This is a genomic window from Desulfolithobacter dissulfuricans (assembly GCF_025998535.1).
GTDB lineage: Bacteria > Desulfobacterota > Desulfobulbia > Desulfobulbales > Desulfobulbaceae > Desulfolithobacter > Desulfolithobacter dissulfuricans.
In genome coordinates this window covers 1,222,900-1,246,017 of sequence record NZ_AP024233.1, presented here as the reverse complement: position 1 = coordinate 1,246,017, position 23,118 = coordinate 1,222,900, and the positions used below count along the sequence as shown (strand labels likewise).

Genomic DNA, 23,118 nt, shown 5'->3' with positions numbered 1-23,118 from the left:
CAGAATGAATGTCCCATCCTCTACGCAGCTTCTCGTATATTATACGCTCGAAAACAAAACTGGCACACTGCAGCGAAAAAATTGCGCAAAATACCACAACGTGTCTCATTACGCAATTTTCAACCAGGAAATCAGAACATCCCCGGGTACCGGCCAGGGGAAGAGCGGCCGTATCCACCGAGGGATTGCGCCGGGCCTTTCCCGGACAACTGTCCTTATTACTCATGGAATGTGCCAACAGGAGATATGATGCCGGGCAACCAGATCAATTGCCCGGTTTCACGGGATTTACTTTACAAGCGTAACAGGAGCCCCCTATAATCACAACTGACAGACGTACATTTCCCGGGCACCACCCCACTCGCAACCGACTGACAGGTGTCCTGAACCTGGACAGGTATTCTTGCCCCATGACTTCCTGGTTTCTCCATCTTTCCGCAGTCCAGCAAGCTCTGCTGGCCACCTGTTTCACCTGGTTTGTCACCGCCCTCGGCGCGGCCCTGGTCTTTTTTTTCAGGCGGATCAGCCGCCGGGTCATGGATGGCATGCTCGGCTGTGCCGCCGGCGTAATGATAGCTGCTTCGTTCTGGTCTCTGCTGGCCCCGTCCATCGCCATGGTCGAAGAAGCCGGGGGTATCAGCTGGCTGCCACCGCTGGTCGGCTTTCTCTCCGGCGGTTTTTTTCTCTGGGCCGTGGACAAGGTACTGCCCCATCTTCACCCCGGTTTTCCCATCAGTGAAGCCGAAGGTGTAAAAACCGGCTGGCATCGTTCCATCCTGCTGGTACTGGCCATCACCCTGCATAACATTCCCGAAGGACTGGCGGTGGGGGTCGCTTTCGGCGCCGTAGGCGCGGGACACCCATCGGCATCCCTGGGCGGGGCCCTGGCCCTGGCCCTGGGGATCGGCATCCAGAACTTTCCAGAGGGAGCCGCGGTGGCTGTTCCCCTGCGACGGGAAGGGATGTCGAGACTGAAAAGTTTCTGGTATGGCCAGCTTTCCGGAGCGGTCGAGCCGATGGCCGGTCTTGTGGGAGCAGCGGCCGTCCTGCTCATGCGGCCGCTGCTGCCTTATGCCCTGGCCTTTGCCGCCGGAGCCATGATCTATGTGGTTGCCGAGGAGTTGATCCCGGAATCCCAGGCGGAAAAACATTCCGATGTGGCAACCATGGGTGTGATGATCGGCTTTGCCATCATGATGACCCTGGATGTGGCACTGGGGTAGTGGATATGCGTCATGTTGCCGGAACAGGACAGACTCGCTGCTATGACAGTGAAGGCAGGGAGACTGGGTGTAACGGGACGGGTCAGGATGGCGAACTGCGCCCTGGCGAAAAATGGCCGGATCCCCGTTTCCATCTCATGGGAGAGACGGTCCTGGACAATCTTACCGGACTTGTCTGGAGCCGTGACGCAAATCCCGGCGTTTTCCCCCTCACCTGGCAGGAAGCCATTGATCGGATCACAGAGCTGAACCGGGAAGGCTTTGCAGGATACAGTGACTGGCGGCTGCCCAACCGCCGGGAGCTACGCAGCCTGATGTCATACCAGGCAAAAAAGCCTGCCCTGCCCGACAAACATCCGTTCACCAATGTCTACCTGTCCTGGTACTGGACATCAACAACAGCGGTCATCAACCCGGCCTATGCCTGGTGGGTGCATCTCGAAGGCGCGAGAATGTTTTATGGCAGCAAGTCTCAGTACGCCTTCTTCTGGCCGGTCCACGGCCCTGGAAACAATCTTCTCCCGGCCACCGGACAGCAACACTGCTACGATAGTGAGGGATCAATCACCTCTTGCCATAATTCGGGACAGGACGGGGAATACCAGGCAGGTAATGCATGGCCGGTACCCAGGTTCAGTACGGTGAAAGACGCGGTGCTCGACAGATTGACAGGGCTTACCTGGACGCGGCAGGCCAATCTCTGCAAAGCACCTGTTACCTGGCAGGAGGCCCTGCGAACAGTCAACGACCTGAACAGATCCGGATTTGCAGGACGGCATACCTGGCACCTGCCAAGCATTAATGAACTGGAGTCCCTGGTTGATGCGGGCAACCACTCCCCGGCACTGCCGCCTGATCATCCCTTTACCGAGTTGCAGGAAGGATACTGGACAGCAACCACAAGTTTCTTTGAGACAGACTGGGCCTGGGTCCTGTACCTGCACAAAGGCGCCTGTGGTGTCAGCCACAAGAGCAGGCCCCTGTTTCACGTCTGGCCTGTGGCTGATACCTAGAGTGAGCCATTTTGCCATATGGCAGAGATAAAAAATCTCCCTCAATGCGGTTGGTCGGGCTTGAAGTGGTCCGTCCGGAGCTGCACCAGCTTTCCAGGATAATCATCGCCGCACTCACACCCACTGTCATGGTCGTGGCAATGGACATGGGAGTGAGAGTGGGTATGGGACACACCACAACTCGTATCACTGCAGCCACACGCGTCTTTCTCCCTGGAAAAAAGGGCAACAAGCCTCCTGCCAAGGGGACGAATGGAGATGAGTAGCAGAAAAAGCGCCGCGCCTGTCTCCAGCCATGCGGGCAGCAGGGTCCCGGCCTGCCCGACCACCGCGGTGGCGGATATTCCCAGGGCGAAATAGATCGCGTCAACACCAAGACCGCAAAGCACACTGACCACTGCAATGGAGAGCAGATAGAACGCCGTGGCCCGTTTGCCGAGAATACCGAACAGGACCGAAAGGGAGGTTATGTTGGTGGCCGGTCCCACCAGAAGAAACACCAGAGCTGCCCCCGGACTGACCCCCTTGAGAATAAGAGCCGCTGCAATGGGAGTGGAGGCGGTGGCGCAGATGTAGAGAGGAATACCAAAGCCGAGCATCAGGAGCATGGAACCGATGCCTCCGCCCATATAATGACTGATGGTATCATCCGGCACCAGAACGGTAACGATGGCGGCCAGGATGATTCCGACAAAAAACCATCCTGCCAGGTCACCCCAGAGATCCGTAACTGCAAAACGGGTACCAGCGGTGAGTTTTTCGAGAAAGCTGTGGTGATTCCGGTGCTCTTCAGGAGGACAGTCAATCCCGTCGCAACAGTTGTCAATGGTGCAGCTGAGATCGGGTTGCATGGCTGCCTTCGCTTTGGGAGGATTGAAAAAATTCTCTACAATGCCGGCCAAAAAAGCAGAAAAAAAGGCTGCCACCGGCCTGGCAACGGTCATGACAGGATCAAGCAGGGCCCAGGTAATGGAGATGGAATCCACTCCGGACTCCGGAGTGGAGATAAGAAAGGCGGTTACCGCCCCGTTATTGGCCCCCTGCTTTTTAAGCGAGGCGGCGGCCGGAAGAACACCGCAGGAACAAAGAGGAATGGGAATGCCCAGCAGAGCCGCCTTGAAAACAGAGACAAACCGGCCACTGCCCAGGTGTGCGGCCACGTAGGCCGGAGAAAGAAAAACTCGTAGAAGCCCACCTACCAGCAGGCCGAAGAGGATATAGATCGAGGCATCCTGGAGCATCCCCCAGGAGGCTTGGAACAGATCGGTGATAAAGACAGGCAGGATCTGCATGACTGACTACTCCTGTACATGGGCGAGGGCCACAGCCATGAGCTGATTCACATGGTTGTCGTCAAGGCGGTAGTACAGAATGGGTCCCTCACGCCGATTGGCCACCAAATGCAGATGACGGAGCTGACGGAGCTGATGACTGACCGCAGATTCGCTGATTCCCAGCAGCGCGGCCAGATCACAGACACACATTTCCCCGTATTGCAGGGCCCAGAGGATCTTCAGCCGGCTCGGATCCCCCATGGCCTTGAAAAGCTGCACCATCTGGTGGAGCATATTCTCTCCCAGGCTCTTTTCCCTGGCCGCGTCGATCCGGTCCTGGTGGATGCAGCGGCACGCACACCGGTCGCCGCCACTCCTCTGTTTGGCATGTTTCGTGTTCATCACCCCACCTTGTATTAATATATGAACAATTGATCATATATTAATACAACTCCTGCCCGGTGACAAGGTGCTTTTTTGCGCAAATACACTTTGTTCAGCCGTAACCAACCGAAAACAGGAAAGGTTGCGAACCTGCCGGAGCACCTCTCGAACATCTAACAGGGGAGCAGTTCCGACAACCGGTACAGCGCATGAGTTGGATCAAGAACATTTTCCTGCCTGAAGTGTTGCAGATGGGTGAAACGCTCAATTCAGGATGTTATATACATGCAACTTGATGTCATTCTCCGGGAATGGGAACCAAACCGGCTTTCTCATCTTTAACTTTCATCGCATCGATGAGCTTATTTAAACCCTCTTCAAGATGAATTAAATTATCATCACTGAGATGCTCAAGCGCATCAGAAAGGGTTCCCTGGGCCGGTCGGGGTGCTTTGGCAAGTACCTTGGCTCCCTCTTCGGTGAGATACAGGTGCACCGCACGTTGATCGATTTTGCTCCTGTCCCGACGGACAAAGCCTTTATCTTCCAACTGATCAAGCATATTACTGCAGGTTGAAGGATGGATGGTCAACGCCTTGGCGAGTTCCGAAACTTTCAACCCGGGGGAGGCAAAGAGTTCCCACATCATCCACAATTTAGCACTGCTCAATCCGCACTGACGCTCCACAGTCTTTGAGTGGGCCTGGACAGCCCGGAATACAACCCGTAACTGCTTGGTTATATTTTGCATACGTTGATGGCGGACATTCATGCGCTATCTCCCCGCATTTTCATATTTTTTTAGACCGAGAGCCTGACTGGAAGTTGGTGGCGAAAAAATTTTAAAAGGCTTTATAGAGTACAGAATCAACTTCTGTCAATCACTACCTTTCTCTGAAAAGCTGCAGGCACAGGCATCAGATATTGACAAAGAAAGCAAAAAAAAAGAGAACCCGGCTCTCATGGAAAAAGAGCCAGGCTCTCCGGGGAGGATGGCTAAATGTTATTTAGCCGCAGCACGAGCTGCCGCGAGCCAGGAATTCCATTTATCACTGTTTTTGGCTATCCATTCATCCACATGACGCTCGATGTCTTTTTGTGATTTTTCACCTTCGTACATTCTGGTATTTTGTTCATTAATATCGCGAAGAGGCAGGGTAAAAACTTCAAAAAATCTGCGAGCTGCAGGATTATCCTTTATAAACTGCTTGTTTGCCACAATCCGAATATCCGACACAACAAATCCGAGTTTTATCGGATCACTGACAGCTCCCTCAATGCCTGAGACAGTCATTCTGTCTTCAGCCACTTTTTGTGATTCCTTGGGGATAATCCTTGGGACATTGATCCACATCACGTCCTTGCCTGGCTTGAGTTTGAAAATGGTCCAGTTCGGTGCCCAGGTATAGAAAAAAACAGGTTCGCCGCTTTTGTAAGCGGCAAGTGTTGCCGCCATGCCGGCCTCGTACGCAGCCTTGACGGGATTGATATACTCCTCCAGGTCATATACTTTCATGTGATGGGCAATAACATTTTCACAGCCCCAACCAGGGGGGCAGGCGGTCAGGTCTGCCTTGCCGTCGCCGTTTTTATCAAAGGCTTTTCTCACCTCGTCTCGTTTAAAATCATCCAGCGACTGGATATTATATTTTTCTACATCCTTTTTGGAAACCAGATACCCCTGCAAACCTCCAGCCTTGACGACATAGCCATACTTATCTGCCTTGTCATAAAAATTTTTAGGCAACTGACTTTCATGGTTAGGAAACCAACCATTGGTCCAGTAGTCGACATCTCCAAGTGCCACAGATTTGTAAAATATGGCATTCTGCAGATCTTTTGGCTTCTTTACCTTATAGCCCAACTCTTGCAGACCGCGGCGAACAAGGGCCTCCTGAAAAAAACCCGTGTTCCATGTAGCACGGGCAGGCTGCACTGTCTTGCCTTCACCTGGCTTATCCGATGCCATGGCCGGCCCTGCGAACAGCACCAGGCCCAGGGCTGCTGCCGCAACTGCCTGTTTGAATCGTTGCATCTTAACCTCCTTGATGTATTTTTTTATTTAGAAAATAGTGATGCTTCAGTTTCATTTAAAATAGTTTGGAAAATGTCACTTCTTCCGGACCATTGCCTGCGTAATCCGATCCAGGATAATGGCTATCAGGACAATACCAAGTCCACCGGTCACGGCCAGACCAATGTCAAGCGTGTTAAGCCCCAGGATAACCGGAGACCCGAGCCCACCTGCTCCAATGAGAGCGGCAATAACCACCATGGATAAAGCCATCATAATTGTCTGATTCAAACCTGCCATGATGGTAGGCATGGCCAACGGGATCTGGACCTTGCTGAGAACCTGCCAGCGCGTGGCGCCAAAGGCCTGGGCTGCTTCAACCAGTTCGGGATGAACCTGCCGAATTCCGAGACTGGTCAAACGAATAATGGGCGGTAACGCAAAAACAATGGTAGCCAGTACTCCAGCCACATTCCCGACAGAGAACAGCATGACAATGGGAACCAGATAAACGAAGGCCGGGGTAGTCTGCATGGCATCAAGCAGGGGGCGCAGAGCGGCATCGAACCGGTCACTCTGTCCGGCACATATACCAAGGGGAATACCAACCAGAGCACAGAAAACGACAGAAACCAGAACCATGGCCAGAGTGGTCATGGTATCTGACCAAAGACCCAGTAATCCGATTATCACCATGGTGACAGCCGTAAAGCAGGCCAGCTTCCTGCCGGCGAATCGATAGGCCACAAAAGTGCAAACCGCAATCACGATCACAGGATGGAGGGCGTTAAGACCTGCATCAAAACCATTAAGGGATTGTTCTACCGGCCATTTGATGGCCTGAAAAAAATCTCTGCAATTTTCCACCAACCAGTCCACCGACTGCGAAACCCATCTGTCAAGAGGGATAACTTGCTCTTCAAACATGAAACTATCCGTTAAGTTATCTTAACAATGCGCCCCTTCAGCCTGCTCGGCACGATGAAGAGTCCGAAGGAATCTGTTTTTTGAGACCACCCCCCTGTAAATCCCCTGCTCATCGACTACGGGTATCGGCCAGGTACAAGAGGCCACTTCGGGTAAAATGTCCTGCATTGAATCATCAAGCCGCGCGGTTGCTATCCCGGTGATAAAACCTTGGTCAACAGGGCTGTCTGCTGCCCCGGATTCCAAAAGTTCCTTCAGCTTTTCCGCAGTCACCAATCCAAGAAACCTCCGATCGGAGTCAAGTACATACCCGTGTGCCCTATCCTGACTGCTCAACAACTCATGGGCGGCCCGCAGGCTCCCAACACGGGATTTAATAATCGTCAGCTGGGTATCACGGACAATTTCTCCCACCGAAATGACACCTGTTGGGTCAACCCCACGGAAAAAAGCCCGGACATAGTCATTGGCCGGATTCCGCAAAATCTCTTCCGGAGTTCCGACCTGGACTATTCTCCCGCCTTCCATAATGGCAATTCTATCACCAATGCGCAGCGCCTCATCCAGATCATGGGAGATAAAGACAATGGTTCGCTGTTGGCGCCTCTGGAGCTTTAGCAATTCATCCTGCATTTCGGTCCGGATAAGCGGATCGAGAGCGGAAAAGGCCTCATCCATAAGCAGAATATCCGGATCAACTGCCAGAGCACGAGCCAACCCTACACGCTGTTGCATGCCACCGCTGAGTTGGTCAGGAAAGGATTCCTCCCAACCGGCAAGTCCAACCTGATCGAGAGCTTCCATGGCTCGTTCCCTCTGCCTCACCTTGTCAAATTTTGCGAGATTCAGACCAAAGGCAACATTTTCAAGCACCGTGAGATGCGGCATAAGGGCAAACGACTGAAAGACCATACTCATCTTTTCCAGCCTGAACTTGACCAGATCTTCATGCTTCATCTTGACCACGTCTCTGCCATCTACCAGGACTTTACCGGTGGTCGGTTCAATGAGCCGGTTCAACATGCGCACCAAGGTTGATTTTCCGGATCCTGAAAGACCCATAACCACAAAAATCTCACCGCTGTTCACCACAAAGTTGGCATCCTGCACACCAACGGTCAAACCGGTTTTGTCCAATATGCTTTGCTTGTCCTGACCCTGCTGGAGCAGTTCCAGGCCCTTACCCGGATGTTCTCCAAAAATTTTATAAAGGTTTTCAACGATGATTTTCCCCATACACCATACACCCTATCTACCTGAAATATTAATCCAAAATGGATACAACACAGGCATTGTTTTTATACACTGACAGCAAATATTATTTTGCAATATAGTTTTATATAATATTATATTGAACACAATCTTGCAAGTTCCATGCCCCAACTCCCTTGCCCACACACAATCAACATATTGTTTTTATTATACATAAACCAATACTACAGGTTCAGGCGACATGATCGGAACAACCACCGATAATCGCTTCTCAGGCGTTACCTGACCTCCAAACAAGGGAAAAACAATGTTTCACGAGTTAAACCGCTGGGCCCAGCAACACCGAGATACAATGTATAGTCTATTTCGCAGGTACCAGGCGCGAAACCAGAAGCTGATGCTTGGCAGTCAGCTATGGGATGATTTCATACAATTATGTGAAAAAGATAATCAGAAAGAACTGCTCTTCTCTCCCCTTGCGGACATTTTGAAAAAAAGCCAGGAGGCGGCCATCGATCCCCCCTGGTTTTACCTGGATGTCCGCTCCGGGGCGGGACAATGGCATTACCTCCGTTATCATTTTGAAACCTTGACCTTTGAAGAGGTCCAGGTTTCCGAACTCCTCACCTTTAAAGAAAGACTCGTAACCGGCCAATCCAACAGCACTATTCTGGAAATTGATTTTACTCCTTTTGAAAGGGACGTTCCCAAGATGCACCAGGCTCGGTCCATCGGACATGGGGTCGAATTTCTCAACCGCAAGTTCTCAAGTCGCCTTGGTCACGAGTTAAACAAGGGTGATGATATGCTTTTTTCTTTTCTGAAGGTTCACGGATACCAGGGTAGACCGTTTATGATAAATAATACCATCACTACCGTGGACGAACTTCGGCAGGCTTTGCATCGATGCATGGAATTCCTGCAACAGCAGCCGGACGAGTTGCAATGGCCCGAATTGGAAAATGACCTTCGGAGCATGGGGTTTGAGCCCGGATGGGGCAGAAGTCTCGCTGGCATCAAGACCAGCATGAGTTTGCTGGCAGACCTTCTGGAAGCACCTGATCACCAGAATCTGGAAAAGTTCCTTAGTCGGATCCCCATGATTTTCAATATAGTAATCCTTTCCCCACATGGATATTTCGGTCAGGATCATGTCTTGGGCCTGCCTGATACCGGCGGCCAGGTTGTCTACATCCTCGACCAGGTTCGAGCCCTTGAACGGGAAATGCAGAAACGTATCTATAATCAGGGATTGGATATTAAACCCCAAATCATAATTGTCAGTCGCCTGATCCCTGAATCCGGGCAAACTACGTGTAACGAACCTGAAGAACATGTGCATGGAACTGACCAGGTGAATATTATCCGCATTCCCTTCCGGGAACCGGACGGCACCATCATCCCCCACTGGATATCACGCTTTGAAGTGTGGCCGTACCTCGAGACCTTCAGCCGGGAAGCGGAAACAGCAATTCTGGCAAGACTTGATCGGAGACCTGACCTGATTGTCGGTAATTATTCCGATGGCAATCTGGCGGCATATCTCCTGGCGCAACGACTTGGCGTTACGCAATGCACCATTGCCCACGCCCTGGAAAAAACAAAATATCTCCATTCAGCGCTCTATTGGCAGGACATGGAGGAGCAGTACCATTTTTCCTGCCAGTTCACTGCTGACCTGATCGGCATGAATTCAGCTGATTTCATAATCACTTCAACCTACCAGGAGATTGCCGGCTCCAGCGATGTGGTGGGACAATACGAAAGTTACGGTTCCTTTACCATGCCCGGACTGCAGCGTGTACTCCATGGGATTGATGTATATGATCCCAGGTTCAATATTGTTTCACCGGGAGCGGATGAAACCACTTACTTTTCATATACTGAACAGGAACGCAGGCTGTCCGGTCTTCACAGGATTCTGGATCAGTTAGTTTACGGTGATGACCATGAGGGATGCCGGGGCACACTTAAAAAACGGGATAAACCAATTCTTTTTTCAATGGCACGGTTGGATCATATAAAAAATCTTACCGGCCTCGTCCAGTGGTTTGCTGAAAATGATCGTTTACAGCAACTGACCAACCTTTTGATAATCGGAGGAACAATCAATCCAGACGAATCAACAGATAACGAAGAACGAATACAGATTATCCGCATGCATTCATTGTTCGATCAGTATTCTCTGGATAACAAGGTGCGGTGGCTGGGAATGCGGTTGGATAAAACATTGACAGGGGAATTGTACCGGTATGTGGCCGACAGCCAGGGGGCCTTTGTGCAACCGGCCTTTTTTGAAGCCTTTGGCCTGACTGTCATTGAAGCCATGGTATCAGGCTTGCCGACCTTTGCCACCCGTTATGGCGGACCGCTGGAAATTATCGAGGACAACATTTCCGGATTCCACATTGATCCCAATCATGCCGACCAGACATCTGAGATGCTTGCTGACTTTTTTGAGCGATGCAAGACTGATCCGAGTTATTGGCAGAGAATCTCCAAAGGAGCAAGGCAGCGTATCAAGGAACGATACACCTGGAAACGGTACGCCAAACGACTGTTAACACTTACCTGTATTTACGGATTCTGGAAATTTGCCACCAACATGGAACGGGAGGCAACCGGTCGCTACCTGGAAATGTTATATCACCTTCAGTTTCGGACCAGGGCGGAAAGGGTCAGGCCGTCCCTATAACGACCTATAAAATCAACAATACTTACAACTAAATAAGTCCGTAATGTTTTAGGCCGTCAATAATACCAGCAGCATAGTTTGCCTTGCTAAAATAGATATTTGCCTTACCACGCAAACTTTCCAGTTCCTGGCTGTGATTACCAACCACCAATCCCCGGGCAGGACCGGAAATCATATCCTCATCGTTACCCGAGTCTCCGGCCACCATCACATGGCGGGGTGAAAAATCAAATTTATAGCGGAGGTAATTAATGGCCTTGCCCTTGGATGCTCTTAAAGGGAGAATATCCAAAAACTGGCCGTGCGAATAGATGACCTGACATCGCAGTTTCATTTCCTGCAAGCGTTCACGAACCATGGCAAGACGATTTTCTTTTTCTTCCAGATAATAACTGATCTTATGGCTCCGTTGCCCCTCAGCTTCCTGAAAGACAAGAAAGTCAAAAGGTGCCAGTGCAGCCTTGATTTTTTCCGGTTTCCACTGCCAAGAAATATGCTGCTGCCATCCTTTATCATGCCGTAGATCCGGTCCGTAATAGATTTCCGTTCCCACGGAACAGATAAGGATGTCCGGCATTAGAAAGTTATGTTCCGTCATTGCCTCAATCGTCAATTCCAGACTGCGCCCGGTGGCAACACCCCAGGCCATATCATCACGGTGTTCCTGCAGCAGGGAAAACAAATCCATCATGCTTTTTTTATCTCCAACAAGGGTGTTGTCTATATCAGTGATCATGAGATGTTCAACGTTCATCAGACGCCGTCCAAAGGAAACCGGCGCCTGGTACATCGCCCGCGGCTCTGCCTGTTTAGCTGGATAGATTACCTCCGGCAGCAGCGGCCTTATCCGCTGCATGGTTTTCTCACCGTGTGCCCGCCAGGAATAGTGTTGACGCACGCCGTTAATTCCATTGTTGGAGAACTGTGTCCATTTGGCATCGTCTACGAGTATTGATTGCAGTGCTCGAGCAATTTCCTCTGGCTTGGCGGCGTCGACAAGGATACCGTTATCGCAGTTGGCCACTATTTCGGCCGGGCCGCCGTCATTCGTCGCTACAATCGGCAGACCACAGGCCGATGCCTCTATCAGGGTAAGTCCGAAAGGCTCTACCAAAGCCGGATTGACAAATACACCGCGACTTTCTGCGCAAATCCGATACAATTCCGGCACTTCTGTGGCAAAATCGTTTTTTTTGGGAATTGCCAGTTTACCGTACAGGTCATACCGGTCCATCTGCAGAAGCATATCGGTAAGCACCGCCTGTTCATTTTCCTCCATCGTCGTAATATTGCTTCGAATGCCGGCAAAAACCGCCAGGTTGGCAATGGTTCTTAACTCCTGACTTGTCCCGTAGGCCTCAAGCAGACCAGTTATATTTTTCCTATGATCAGGTCGGCACAGTGCCAGAATAAATGGTTTTTCAGGATGAGCCCAGAAGCGATGCAGTTCATTGAACAGGGTGAACCTTATCTGCTTGACCTCCTCATTGAAAAGATCGCTGTCGAGCTGAAGATCGTAAAAGGGGTAAAAAGTATCCAGATCGATACCCGGTGGAATGACAGCAAAACGATCGTGGCTGCCATTTTCATACAGCCCGTACTGCTGATCAATCTCCTGCTGGGTAGAGGTAATGATGAGGTCGGCTCGCCTCATGATCTCCTCCTCGACCTGGATACGGGTATCAATTTTATATTGTCTGTTTATCCGGGCCTCACCGAGGCCGTCGGCCTGCAACTTGGCTTTTTTGTTCCTGCCCAGGGAATGACCGGTAAAGATAAAGGGGGCGTCAAAGGCAGTGGCAAGTTCCATGGCCACGTAGCCTCCATCGGCATAGTGCCCGTGAAATACGTCCGGCACCCTGTTCTGTAACTTGATAAATCGAATTACTCTGTCGATGAACTCCTCAAGATGTGGCCAGAGCAATTCTTTTCGAATATATTTTTTACCGCCACATTGAATACGTACAATCCGTGCCTTTTCGGAAAGTGGCTCAATGGGCCTGGCATAATCCGAACCAACCGTCTTGTCATCAATGAGCCGAGTGACAAGATCAACCTGGACCACATCATCATGTTCGCCAAGAGTTCTGGCCAGATCCAAAACATATTTCACCTGGCCTCCGGTATCGGCATCTCGACCTAACTCCGGCATATTTCCGCGAATCAAGCCATGAATACTGAAGAGTTGGATATACAAACCTGAAGTGTGCTCCATAAACTGTTCCTTTTGAAAAAACCAGTGCCATCCAATAATATTTACGCCTTTACCATCCCCAGACAAGACGCCTTGCCACCCAGCCGGTAACTCCACGCCCGTGACGCACTTTGACCCATCCCTTTACAGAGGCAATGGTTCGCAGCACCACTCCCCTGTGTGCTTTGGCAATAATAGGATTCCGTAGCCCCGGCCCGGATCGAATGTTAATTATGTTTTTCTTCACAACTACATAGGATTTTCGCGAGGTAAGCGGTCGATAAACCCAGCCGGTATCTCCCTCAAAATCCCTGACCTTATACCAATTTCCCTTGGTCCTCAGCACTTGAAGAGGATAGCCTTTATCCAACTCCCATAGCACCTTGCACTGCGTTCCCGGTCCACTGCGCATATTGACACTATTTTTAGCTATAGAAACCATCCTGATGCTACCGAAGACTTGTTCGTATCCGGCAAACAAAACCACCAAAAAAACCACTGAAACAGTGACTGCAACATTTATATTGCCTCGATTATTCTTTTTAATTTTCGGTAACCGCAGGCGATCTTTTGTATTCTTTTTTGAATTAAAAAAAATTCTTTTTCCCCGTATCCGTGTTTTGCGATACCAAAGAAGAGCAAGCAAAAGCCAAAATATGGTTACCAGAGCCTTCGCCTGTTCGTAATCAAAGATAAACCAGTTAGCCAGATCCTTATCCCAAGCCCCAAGGTTGGAAAAAGGATAGGCCCCATATAGACAAAACCCACCAGGATAAATGCAAAAATAAGCAACATATAACTTAAGATTCGTTACACAGTGTTATGTCAGTATTCCACAATATATTATTTGACAAAAATATATTGTGGAATATATATAGCTGACAAACCGTGAATGTCAAGACTAAACGGCACAACAATTACGGAAAGGAATCAACTATGACACAAATACGGCCAGTTATCTTCGGAGAGGTGCTCTTTGACTGCTATTCCGATGGAACGGAAGTGCTTGGTGGCGCTCCATTTAATGTCGCGTGGCACCTGCAGGGCTTTGGATTGCTGCCCGTATTTATAAGCAGAATCGGCAAGGATAGAAGGGGGGAAATGGTTGTTCAGGCAATGTCCAAATGGGACATGGACACAACTTTTCTTCAACACGACCCAGACCGACCTACTGGCACGGTAAAGGTACGATTGAACAACGGTGAACCAACATATGAAATTTCACCTGATGATGCTTATGACCACATTAAGGATGAAATTCCGGAATTACCAGCAGATGCACCAGTTCTGTATCACGGGTCGCTGGCACTTAGATCTCAACAATCACGCGATACTTTAAAAAAAATAAAACAGCAATTAAACGGAGATATTTTTATCGATATAAATTTGCGTCATCCATGGTGGAAACGTGATACCGCACTGTCATTAATGGAAGATGCATCATGGGTAAAAATGAATAAGGAAGAAATAGAAATGCTTTTTCCTCTACATGATAGTATCGATCAAAAAGCAAAATATATGATCGAATATTTTAATCTACAGATCCTGATCATTACTAAGGGTAGCAAGGGATCAACAGTGTATCTCAAGGAAGGAGAAAAGTTATCCTTCTTGCCTTCACCACATATCATGGTTGTCGATACAGTTGGAGCAGGAGATGCTTTTAGTGCGGTATTTATTCTTGGCCTAATAATGGGATGGCCGACACAAAAAATTATCCATAATGCTCAAGAGTTCGCTTCAGCAATTGTTGGCAAGCGTGGAGCCACTGTTTCTGACCGTCGTTTTTATACTACGTTTCTATCCAGGTGGTATACAGATTGATAAGTTAAAAATACGCTGTGTTCCGAATGGCACCTTAAAAAGGTATACTTTTTAAAGACAAAAAAACCTCATATGATCGATGAGTTAGAAATCAAAAGGCGCAGTATGTCAGGACACATGTGAGCATTTTTCATTTTACTGTGACGCTGAGATCGTCGAATGGTCAAGCCATTCCAAGAGGCAAAAAGATCAACACCTTCATCAGTCGGTCCTGAAAAATCCCATTTCAGGCCACCAGAAACCTCATCACCAGAGACAAAAACAGAAAACAAGGCCGCCCTTTTTTCTTAGAATACAGGGAGCCAGACCACCTCTCGGACATCTAACAGGGAAGCAGTTCCGCCAACCGGTACAGCGCATGAGTGGGATCGAGAACATCTTCCTGCCTGCTGCGATACAGATCTCCCTGAGGTGGTTGAGATGCTCTGTTCTGGACGCAGGAAAATCACAGGAGAATGAAGGGTAGAAGTACAATAACCTTCAAGTTACGGTGATATAATCTCTAAAAATTTATTTAAATTTCAATGAGTTAAGTGTTTTCGCAGGACCGACCAAAACAGGCTTATTCAGAGAGGGACTCAGGAGCCTGGGCCGTGGGCCCCGGACCAGGGGCAGGATGGACTGAAACCAAAAAAGCTGCATCCCTGCCCCGGGAGGGAGAGAGGACAGGGCAAAATACAGGGCAGGGATGGCAGACATCCCTTACACCGTGCCAGTAGCCAGGCATAAGGAATCTTTTGGGCCGGGACAAGACAGCCGCCGGCACTGCAACGATATATCAGGTATTGGGCACCACAAGGACGGGGATCCGGCTGGATCTGAGGACCCGCCGTACAGTACTTCCCATGGCCGCAGTGCCGAAACGCTTTGAAGCGGACCGGCCCATGACGATCAGGTCGGCGCCATGTTTATCGGCAAGCCTCAGGACTTCTTCGCTCACCTGCCCACTGGCCACGAGAATTTCCTTGACCAGGGTAGGCTCCATGCCACAGACCCCCAGTTCTTCCTGACAGAAAATATCAAGGCGTTGCTTCATCTTTTCAAGGATCTCCCGCATGCCGCCTTTCTTGAGCTTTTCTGCCTCCTCGGCCGAGAGATACATGTCCAGGACCATTGTGCCGGTGGGCCCCAGGGGTTCCACCACATGGAGCATGAGAATCCGTGCTCCATGTTTTCTGGCTTCCACCACAGCCTGACGAAAGACTGGACGGGTATGCTCGCCAAGATCGGTAAGGTATAAAATTGTGCGGACTTCAGGAAGGGTACTCATGGCAGCGCCTCCGGTTCAGAAACATTCAGGGCCAGTCTCTCGCCCCCATACCCGGCATGCAGGAACAGGCTCCCGGGATGGTAGTTCCTGGTTAACAGATACAGACAGCGTTCCGACAGGTGACGTCGGAAGGGACTGCATAAAACAAAAACTAAAAGATAAACGATTATAACTGGTTTTCTTTTAAAGTGTTGCAGATGGGTGAAACGCTCAATTCAGGTTTGAAAAATTCTGCGGATCGGGGCAGACCCGATCCGCAGAACAAGCCGCAGGCGGTTGTCATTAATACCCATGAAGTTTATCAAGAAACTCCGGCAGAAACAGGGATACCTGCGGTACATAGGTGATGATAATAAGAAAAAACAGCAGCAGAATCAGCCAGGGTGCGGCGGCGCGGATAACCCAGCCGATACTGTGCCCGGTGATTCCGGCGGTTACAAAGAGGTTCAGGCCCACCGGCGGGGTCAGCATGCCGATCTCCATATTGACCACCATGATAATTCCCAGATGAATCGGATCGATCCCCAGTTTCATGGCAATGGGGAAGAGAATCGGAGCCATGATAAGCAGGATGGCGGATGGTTCCATGAAGTTGCCGGCGGCCAGCAACAGCAGATTGACCACCACCAGAAACATCCACGGAGACAGCCCCCAACTGACGATAAGTTCGGCCAGGTGATGGGGTATACGCTCCGAGGTCAGCACATGGGCAAAAAGCATGGCATTGGCAATGATGAAAAGCAGCATGATGCTGACCTTGGAGGCATCGAGCAGGACCTTGTTCACGTCCTTATCGGTCACGCACTTCGGCAGGGCTTTAATGATCTGCCCGGTATTACGCAGAATCGCAGTTCCAACACTCTCGGATTCCAGACGCCAGGGAACATTTTTCAATGGACCCATATCCCGGTATCCGAACACCGCGATAGCAAAGGCGTAAACAGCTGAAACCGCGGCCGCCTCGGTGGGGCTTGCTACCCCGCCATAGATGGAACCAAGGACGATAATGATCAGCATCAGGCCGCCAAAGGCACTGCCACCGGCAATGAACACCTCACGAAACCCTGCCCAGGGCTGGGACGGGATCTTTTTGATCCGGGCGGCGATATAGATAGCGACCATCAGGATAAGCCCCATCATCAGTCCGGGAATAAACCCGGCCATGAACATCCTCGCCGCTGAGACCTCGGTGGCCGCCGCATAGACGAGCATGACGATGGAAGGTGGAATGAGAATCCCCAGAGTACCTGCATTGGTTATAACCCCGGCGGCGAAACTTTCCGGATAGCCGGCTCGAACCATGCCGGTGATGACAATGGTGCCGATGGCGGCCACGGTGGCAGGCGAGGAACCGGAAACCGCGGCAAAGATCATGCAGGCCATGACCGAGGCCATGGCGATTCCTCCTCGGATATGCCCCACCACACTGAGGGCAAAGCGAATGATCCGCTTGGCCACGCCGCCGGTGGAGAGAAAGGCCGAGGAGAGGATAAAAAAGGGAATAGCCAGCAGGGTGTAGTGTTCGGACAGGGATTCGAACAGCTTCAGAGCGATGGACGCCAGGGAATCATTGGAAAAGAGCAGAATGGTGGTGATACTGGACAGACCCAGGGCCAGGGCGATGGGCATGCCCAGGAGCATACAGATGAAAAGGAGCGCAAACAGGCCGACAGTGGTCATTTCAGGCCCTCCTCTTTCGAAAGTTCTTCAACAATCTCCATACTCTCCTTTGCCTCGTCGGCATGACGAAAACCATCGGCCCGGCCGATGATCACATCTCGAAGCAGGAGCAGGATACGGATACTTAGAAAGGTGAAACCGACAATGAGCATGCCATGCGCTATCCAGGCGGGAATGGGCAGATCTTCCAGTTCGATGCCGATTTTCTTGACCTTGGCCAGGTAGATCCAGCTGCCGTACAGGACCAGGCCGCAGTACAGAAGACCCAGCAGACAGCCGATGGCCGTCAGGATGCGGCGGCCCAGCGGCGGAAACAGTTTGACAAAGGCGTCCATCCCGATATGGGAGCCGACCTTTATGCCATACGATGCGCCGAAGAGGACAAACCAGGCCGACATGTGCAGCGTCAGCTCCTGGGTCCACATGAAGCCGGAGTTAAAGCCGAAACGCATGACCACGTCGGCAAAAACCAGCAGGGTCGTCAGCACGAGCAGGAGACAGATGATTGCCTCCTCGGTGCGGTTGAGAATGCGCAGGAACATACAAAAAAACCTCTTTTTTATATGACAGCAGAAATTCGCAAGCGGACGTGGCGACGCGGAGACACGGAATACCACAAAGCCGTGTCCCCGCCTCTCCGCGCCCCTGTTCTCAAGAGGAACGGCTGGCCCGGAAAACCGGGCCAGCCACAGGATAGCGAATCAACCACAGTCAGTGGCCATTCATACTACTTGGCCTGGTTGGAAGCATAGGCCGCGTCGATCAGATCCTTGCCGATCTGGCGCTCGAACTTCTTCCATACCGGCCGCATAACCTCAACCCACTGGGCCCTCTCGGCCGGAGTCAGCTCGATGAGGGTGCACCGCTTGGAATCGATGATTTTCTGCTTGTCGCTCTTGGCCTTTTCCTTTGCCACCTGGTTGCCAAAGGCAATGGCCTCATCCAGCGCACTCTTCACTTCGGCCCGGATATCGGCAGGCAGACCATTCCAGAACTCCTGCGAGGTCACGACCATGTAGTCGAGTACACCATGATTGGACTCGGTGATGTAGGGCTGTACCTCGTAGAATTTCTTGGAATAGATATTGGACCAGGTGTTCTCCTGGCCATCGATGGCCTTGGTCTGCAGCAGGGTGAAAACCTCGGAAAAGGGTTTTTTCAACGGAATGGCACCCAGGGCCTTGAACTGGGCAGCCAGGACATCGGAGGACATGATCCGGAACTTGAGGCCGCGGGCATCCTCAGGCACCCGAAGCGGCTTGGAGGCGGTAAGCTGCTTCATGCCGTTGTGCAGGTAGCCAAGGCCGATGAGTCCCTTCTTGCTGACCGACTGGAGTAGTTTCTGGCCCGCAGGACCGTGCTGAAAACGGTCAACCGCATCGATATTTTCAAACAGGAACGGCAGATCGTAAAGCTGCAGCTTCTTGGTGTAGCGGCTGAACTTGGAAAGACTGGGTGCGGCCATCTGCACATCGCCAAGGAGCATGGCTTCCAGTACCTTGTTGTCGCCAAACAGCTGGGAATTGGGATAGACTTCGACCTCGACCTTACCCTTCAGCCGCTCGGCAACCAGGTCACGGAACTTGTTGGCCATCTGTCCCTTGGGGGTGTTTTCGGCCACAACATGGGAGAACTTGATCACAATGGGTTTCTGCGCCAGGGCAGGACCTGCAAACAGTGCTGCTGACAGGGCCAGCGCTGCCACGGACATGGCCATTTTTTTCACAAACATTCTTTCCTCCTTTACAAAATAATTCATCGGACTGAAATAATTCCTCAGGTGACCGACCTTGAGATGTAGCCAGGCACCCATTTGTTTTTACAAAAGCAATTCGCAGGCCAGTTCGAAGAATCCGCACCAGGTGCCCGGATTTACTAAATTACCGATAAAAGAGACCAGGAAAGAAAAGAAAGAACCGGCAAGAATCCACCCATTTCACCTGCCGGATGGACGAACTTTGACCCAAAAGGAACAAACAACCAGACGGTGACGACTTGTTCATCATGCCGACCAGGGACCGGAAGTGGCAGGTCAGGGTTCGGCGGGGTGATGATCCTTCCTGAAAGGATCACAGCCCCCGGCAGGGACGACTGCGGCGGGCCAGTGCAGGGGTTATCTGCGGATATTCAGCCGCTGGAGACCGAACTTTCCAGAGCGGGGAGGGTTTATTTGTAATCGCTCTTGTCCAGGCCGTATTTTCGCATCTTGTCATAAAGGGTCTTGCGCGGCACGGCCAGGGAAGCCATCACGTCCTTGATGCTGCCCTTGTGGGCGGCCAGAGCCTGCTCGATCAGACCGCGTTCGAAACATTCCACCAGCTGGGGCAGGCTGTTGGCCTGTTCCGGGGCCGACGAGGCCAGCAGCTGCTCAAGCGACCAGTCGCACTGGTTACCAAGGAGCACATAGCGCTCGGCCAGGTTGCGCAGTTCACGCACGTTTCCCGGCCAGTCATAGGCCATGAGCGCGTTCATCTGGGCCGTGTCCGGCGTGGGCACCTCCCGCTGGTACCGATGGCCGGCGACCAGGAGGAAGTGGTGGAACAGCAGCGGAATATCTTCGCGCCGGGTGCGCAGAGGCGGAATGTGCAGGCAGACCACGTTGAGCCGGTAGTAGAGGTCCTCCCGGAACTCGCCCCGTTCCACCGCCTGTCTGAGATCAACCTTAGCCGCAGCCACCACCCGCAGATCCAGGGGAATGAGGGTATTGGATCCAAGCCGCTCCAGGGCGCGCTCCTGGAGAACCCGCAGCAGGTGGACCTGGACATGCATGGGCATGCTCTCGATCTCGTCGAGCAGCAGGGTACCGCCGTTGGCGTGTTCGAACTTGCCGATCCGCCGCGACTTGGCATCGGTAAAGGCACCGGCCTCATGGCCAAACAGCTCGGATTCGATCATGTTTTCAGATACAGCCCCGCAGTTGACCGCAACGAAATTCCTGATCCGGCGCTGGCTGTGCTCGTGCAGGGACCTGGCAACCAGTTCCTTGCCGGTCCCGGTCTCCCCCACCACCAGCACATCGGCACCGGTATCGGCAATCTGGGCGATGGTGGCCCGCAGACGCTGCATGGCCGGAGTACGGCCAATAATCCGCGGCCCCGGGGCGGAGTGGGCCTCGAGCTCCCAGCGCAGCCGCCTGTTTTCCAGGGTCAGCATCCGTTTTTCCAGGCCCCGGCGCACGGTCTTGACCAGCCGTTCCGACGAATAGGGCTTTTCAATGAAATCGTAGGCCCCGTCCCGCATGGCCTGCACTGCGGTGGAAACATCACCGTGACCGGTGATCAGGATGACGGGCAGGTCAGGATCGATCTCCCTGGCCCGGTGCAGGAACTCCAGGCCGTCCATCTGGGGCAGCCGAATATCACAGACGACCACGCCGGGCCACTCCTGGGACAAAACCGGTATGGCCTTCTCGGCACAGTCCAGACACGAGACCTCAAGATCCGCCAGTTCCAGGGTCTGCCGGTTTGCCTGACGGATATGTTTTTCATCATCGATGAACAGAACCCTGTTCACCGAGCCCCGAGTCGCTGTCTTATCCATGGACAACACTCCCCTGTGCTTCACTCAGATATATTTCGAACCGGGCCCCGGTCTCGCCGTCCGAGGCCATGATATCGCCACCCATTTCCTCGAGGATCCGGGCGGTGATGGTCAGTCCCAGACCCAGGCCCTGGCCAGGATCCTTGGTGGTGTAGAAGGCTTCAAAAATATGGGGCAGGTGCTCGGGCGCGATACCCGGACCACTGTCCTGCACCGTTATCCGCACCCTCCCCTGTTCCCGGCGGCAGTGCACCCTGATATTTCTCTGCTCCTGGTCCTCCACGGCCTGGATGGCATTGCCGATAAGATTGACCAGCACCTGCTGCAGAAGGACATTATTGGCCTGGACCTGGAGGTCTTCCGGCTCAATGAGGATTCGAATCCGGGCATCGGCCCGCCGCAGAGCCGGGTTGACGATCTCCAGGGCCCCGTCCACCACCCCGTGCAGGGGCACGGGCTCTATCCGGCCACTGGTTTTGCGGGCAAAGATCTTGAGCTGGGCCCCGATCCGGGCCATGCGCTGGGTCAGCTCGCCGATCTGCTCCAGGTTCCACAGCGCATCCTCCTGCCTTCCCTTGACCAGCAGCTGCCTGGTGTTGTCGGCATAGGTACGGATAGCGGCCAGTGGCTGATTGAGTTCATGGTTGATCCCGGCTGACATCTGGCCAAGGGCGGCCAGCTTGGCCGCGTGGATAAGCTCGTTGCGGGTGCGATGCAGTTCTTCTTCGGCCTGACGGCGTTCCTCGATCTCCCGGCGCAGCCGGCGATTGATCTCGACCAGCTCCCTGGTCCGTTCCCTGACCCGGTCCTCCAGGGCCTCGTTGGCCTCCTCCAGCACTTCCCGGGCCCGTCGTTCATAGCGGTGCCGTTCAGCCAGACGCTGACGCCGCTGCCACAGGACAATTCCCAGCAGCAGGCTGAGCATGATCACCGCCCCTGCCATGAGAAGGGCCCGCAGCACCAGTCGCTGGACCCCGGATATGTCGGAAAGGATCTGCACCTCCCAGCCGGCCTGGTCCATATGTCGACTCTGGAGCAGATATGTTTTGTCTCCCCGACCACCGGTGGTCTTGAGGCGGATCAGCGGTCCGGCCGGCGACGAGCTGGTTTCCAGTATATCCAGGGGCTCCAGAGAGGCATTGGGATAACGGCGGCTCTCGACTATCCGCCTCCGGGCCGCACTGTCCAGGGGCTTCAGAGTATGAAAACGCCAGTTGGGGTTGGTGGTGATGAAAATCACCCCGTCGGGATCGGTGACCAGCAGGGTGGTATCGGGATGCTCCCAGTTGCGTTCCACCTTGTCGATATTGATCTTGATGACCACCGCCCCGAGGATCCGGCCGCTCTGCCGCACGGGATAGGCAAAATAGTAACCCCGCCGGCTCGAGGTCATGCCCAGGGCGAAGTACCGCCCCAGATGTCCCTGCATGGCTTCCTTGAAATAGGGTCGGTAGCTGAAATTGCGACCGACAAAGGGCCGGGGTGTCTGCCAGTTGGAGGCGGCGATGGTCAATCCTTCCCGGTCCATCAGGTAGGTGTCGGCTGCGTCGCTGATGGAGTTGATGGTCTCCAGGTAGCGGTTCAGTGCCTCGATGCGCTCGTGACCGCCGGGATTGAGGAGAAAATTTACCAGCCGCTTGTTGGTGGCCAGCAGTTCGGGCAGTCCCTCATACTTTTCCAGAACCCCGCGCAGGTAGGCCACGTACAGCTCCATCCTGGCGGTGCCGTCCTCGGCCAGACGAACCAGCCCCTCACGGTAGGTCAGGTGGGCGGTCAGCCAGAGAGCAGCCCCGAAAAACAGCACGGTAAACAAAAGAAAAAACCAGTGTCGGGCCCGCTTTGCTGCCTGCATCACTCCAACCGTCGCA

General features: G+C 52.5%; 18 protein-coding genes. 4 read left to right on the top strand and 14 right to left on the bottom strand.

Features of this window, described 5'->3' with window-relative positions:
• Positions 1 to 410: 410 nt before the first annotated feature.
• Both GF1_RS05480 and GF1_RS05475 read left to right on the top strand, forming a co-directional pair.
• Positions 411 to 1,223, top strand: coding sequence for a ZIP family metal transporter (locus tag GF1_RS05480; protein WP_267928626.1), 813 nt, complete (start codon positions 411 to 413; stop codon positions 1,221 to 1,223).
• Between the two features lie 5 nt (positions 1,224 to 1,228).
• Positions 1,229 to 2,236, top strand: a complete 1,008-nt coding sequence (locus GF1_RS05475; RefSeq protein WP_267928625.1) for an Lcl C-terminal domain-containing protein — start codon at positions 1,229 to 1,231, stop codon at positions 2,234 to 2,236.
• A gap of 41 nt (positions 2,237 to 2,277) precedes the next feature.
• Here the strand turns inward: GF1_RS05475 and GF1_RS05470 are convergent, their stop codons facing one another.
• From GF1_RS05470 to proV, 6 genes are all read right to left on the bottom strand, one after another.
• A complete protein-coding gene (locus GF1_RS05470) occupies positions 2,278 to 3,528 on the bottom strand; it encodes an SO_0444 family Cu/Zn efflux transporter (protein WP_267928624.1) in 1,251 nt (416 codons plus the stop codon).
• Between the two features lie 6 nt (positions 3,529 to 3,534).
• Positions 3,535 to 3,912: an ArsR/SmtB family transcription factor gene (locus GF1_RS05465; RefSeq protein ID WP_267928623.1), complete on the bottom strand. Its 378-nt coding sequence runs from the start codon at positions 3,910 to 3,912 to the stop codon at positions 3,535 to 3,537.
• Positions 3,913 to 4,192: 280 nt separating this feature from the next.
• Positions 4,193 to 4,666, bottom strand: coding sequence for a MarR family winged helix-turn-helix transcriptional regulator (locus GF1_RS05460; RefSeq protein WP_267928622.1), 474 nt, complete (start codon positions 4,664 to 4,666; stop codon positions 4,193 to 4,195).
• 231 nt (positions 4,667 to 4,897) lie between these two features.
• Positions 4,898 to 5,929 carry a glycine betaine/L-proline ABC transporter substrate-binding protein ProX gene (gene proX / locus GF1_RS05455; protein ID WP_267928621.1) on the bottom strand — a complete coding sequence of 344 codons (1,032 nt, stop codon included), beginning with the start codon at positions 5,927 to 5,929 and terminating at the stop codon, positions 4,898 to 4,900.
• A gap of 75 nt (positions 5,930 to 6,004) precedes the next feature.
• Positions 6,005 to 6,835, bottom strand: a complete 831-nt coding sequence (locus GF1_RS05450) for an ABC transporter permease (protein ID WP_353740425.1) — start codon at positions 6,833 to 6,835, stop codon at positions 6,005 to 6,007.
• A 21-nt stretch (positions 6,836 to 6,856) separates the two neighbouring features.
• Positions 6,857 to 8,071 (bottom strand): glycine betaine/L-proline ABC transporter ATP-binding protein ProV, encoded by a 1,215-nt coding sequence (proV, locus tag GF1_RS05445; protein ID WP_267928619.1) that lies wholly within the window; start codon positions 8,069 to 8,071, stop codon positions 6,857 to 6,859.
• A gap of 283 nt (positions 8,072 to 8,354) precedes the next feature.
• Here proV and GF1_RS05440 point away from each other — a divergent pair, with 283 nt between their 5' ends.
• Positions 8,355 to 10,742 carry a sucrose synthase gene (locus GF1_RS05440; protein WP_326491596.1) on the top strand — a complete coding sequence of 796 codons (2,388 nt, stop codon included), beginning with the start codon at positions 8,355 to 8,357 and terminating at the stop codon, positions 10,740 to 10,742.
• 28 nt (positions 10,743 to 10,770) lie between these two features.
• Here GF1_RS05440 and GF1_RS05435 read toward each other — a convergent pair whose 3' ends face one another.
• On the bottom strand, positions 10,771 to 12,957 hold the full coding sequence (locus GF1_RS05435) for an HAD-IIB family hydrolase (protein ID WP_267928617.1): 2,187 nt from the start codon (positions 12,955 to 12,957) through the stop codon (positions 10,771 to 10,773).
• Between the two features lie 49 nt (positions 12,958 to 13,006).
• Positions 13,007 to 13,582 (bottom strand): SH3 domain-containing protein, encoded by a 576-nt coding sequence (locus GF1_RS05430; protein ID WP_267928616.1) that lies wholly within the window; start codon positions 13,580 to 13,582, stop codon positions 13,007 to 13,009.
• Between the two features lie 290 nt (positions 13,583 to 13,872).
• Between GF1_RS05430 and GF1_RS05425 the strand changes: the two genes are divergently transcribed.
• Positions 13,873 to 14,760, top strand: coding sequence for a carbohydrate kinase family protein (locus GF1_RS05425; RefSeq protein ID WP_267928615.1), 888 nt, complete (start codon positions 13,873 to 13,875; stop codon positions 14,758 to 14,760).
• 778 nt (positions 14,761 to 15,538) lie between these two features.
• Here the strand turns inward: GF1_RS05425 and GF1_RS05420 are convergent.
• The 6 genes from GF1_RS05420 to GF1_RS05395 form a co-directional block, all read right to left on the bottom strand.
• Complete coding sequence (locus GF1_RS05420; protein ID WP_267928614.1) at positions 15,539 to 16,030, bottom strand: universal stress protein; 492 nt, start codon at positions 16,028 to 16,030, stop codon at positions 15,539 to 15,541.
• Positions 16,031 to 16,312: 282 nt separating this feature from the next.
• Entirely contained in the window at positions 16,313 to 17,710 is a 1,398-nt protein-coding gene (locus GF1_RS05415; RefSeq protein ID WP_267928613.1) for a TRAP transporter large permease, read from the bottom strand.
• Positions 17,707 to 18,252 (bottom strand): TRAP transporter small permease, encoded by a 546-nt coding sequence (locus GF1_RS05410; RefSeq protein ID WP_267928612.1) that lies wholly within the window; start codon positions 18,250 to 18,252, stop codon positions 17,707 to 17,709. The genes GF1_RS05415 and GF1_RS05410 overlap by 4 nt, the downstream gene beginning before the upstream one ends.
• A 185-nt stretch (positions 18,253 to 18,437) precedes the next feature.
• Positions 18,438 to 19,442, bottom strand: a complete 1,005-nt coding sequence (locus tag GF1_RS05405; protein ID WP_267928611.1) for a TRAP transporter substrate-binding protein — start codon at positions 19,440 to 19,442, stop codon at positions 18,438 to 18,440.
• A 434-nt stretch (positions 19,443 to 19,876) separates the two neighbouring features.
• Positions 19,877 to 21,250, bottom strand: a complete 1,374-nt coding sequence (locus tag GF1_RS05400) for a sigma-54-dependent transcriptional regulator (protein WP_267928610.1) — start codon at positions 21,248 to 21,250, stop codon at positions 19,877 to 19,879.
• Entirely contained in the window at positions 21,243 to 23,102 is a 1,860-nt protein-coding gene (locus tag GF1_RS05395) for a sensor histidine kinase (RefSeq protein WP_267928609.1), read from the bottom strand. The genes GF1_RS05400 and GF1_RS05395 overlap by 8 nt, the downstream gene beginning before the upstream one ends.
• Between the last annotated feature and the right edge of the window lie 16 nt (positions 23,103 to 23,118).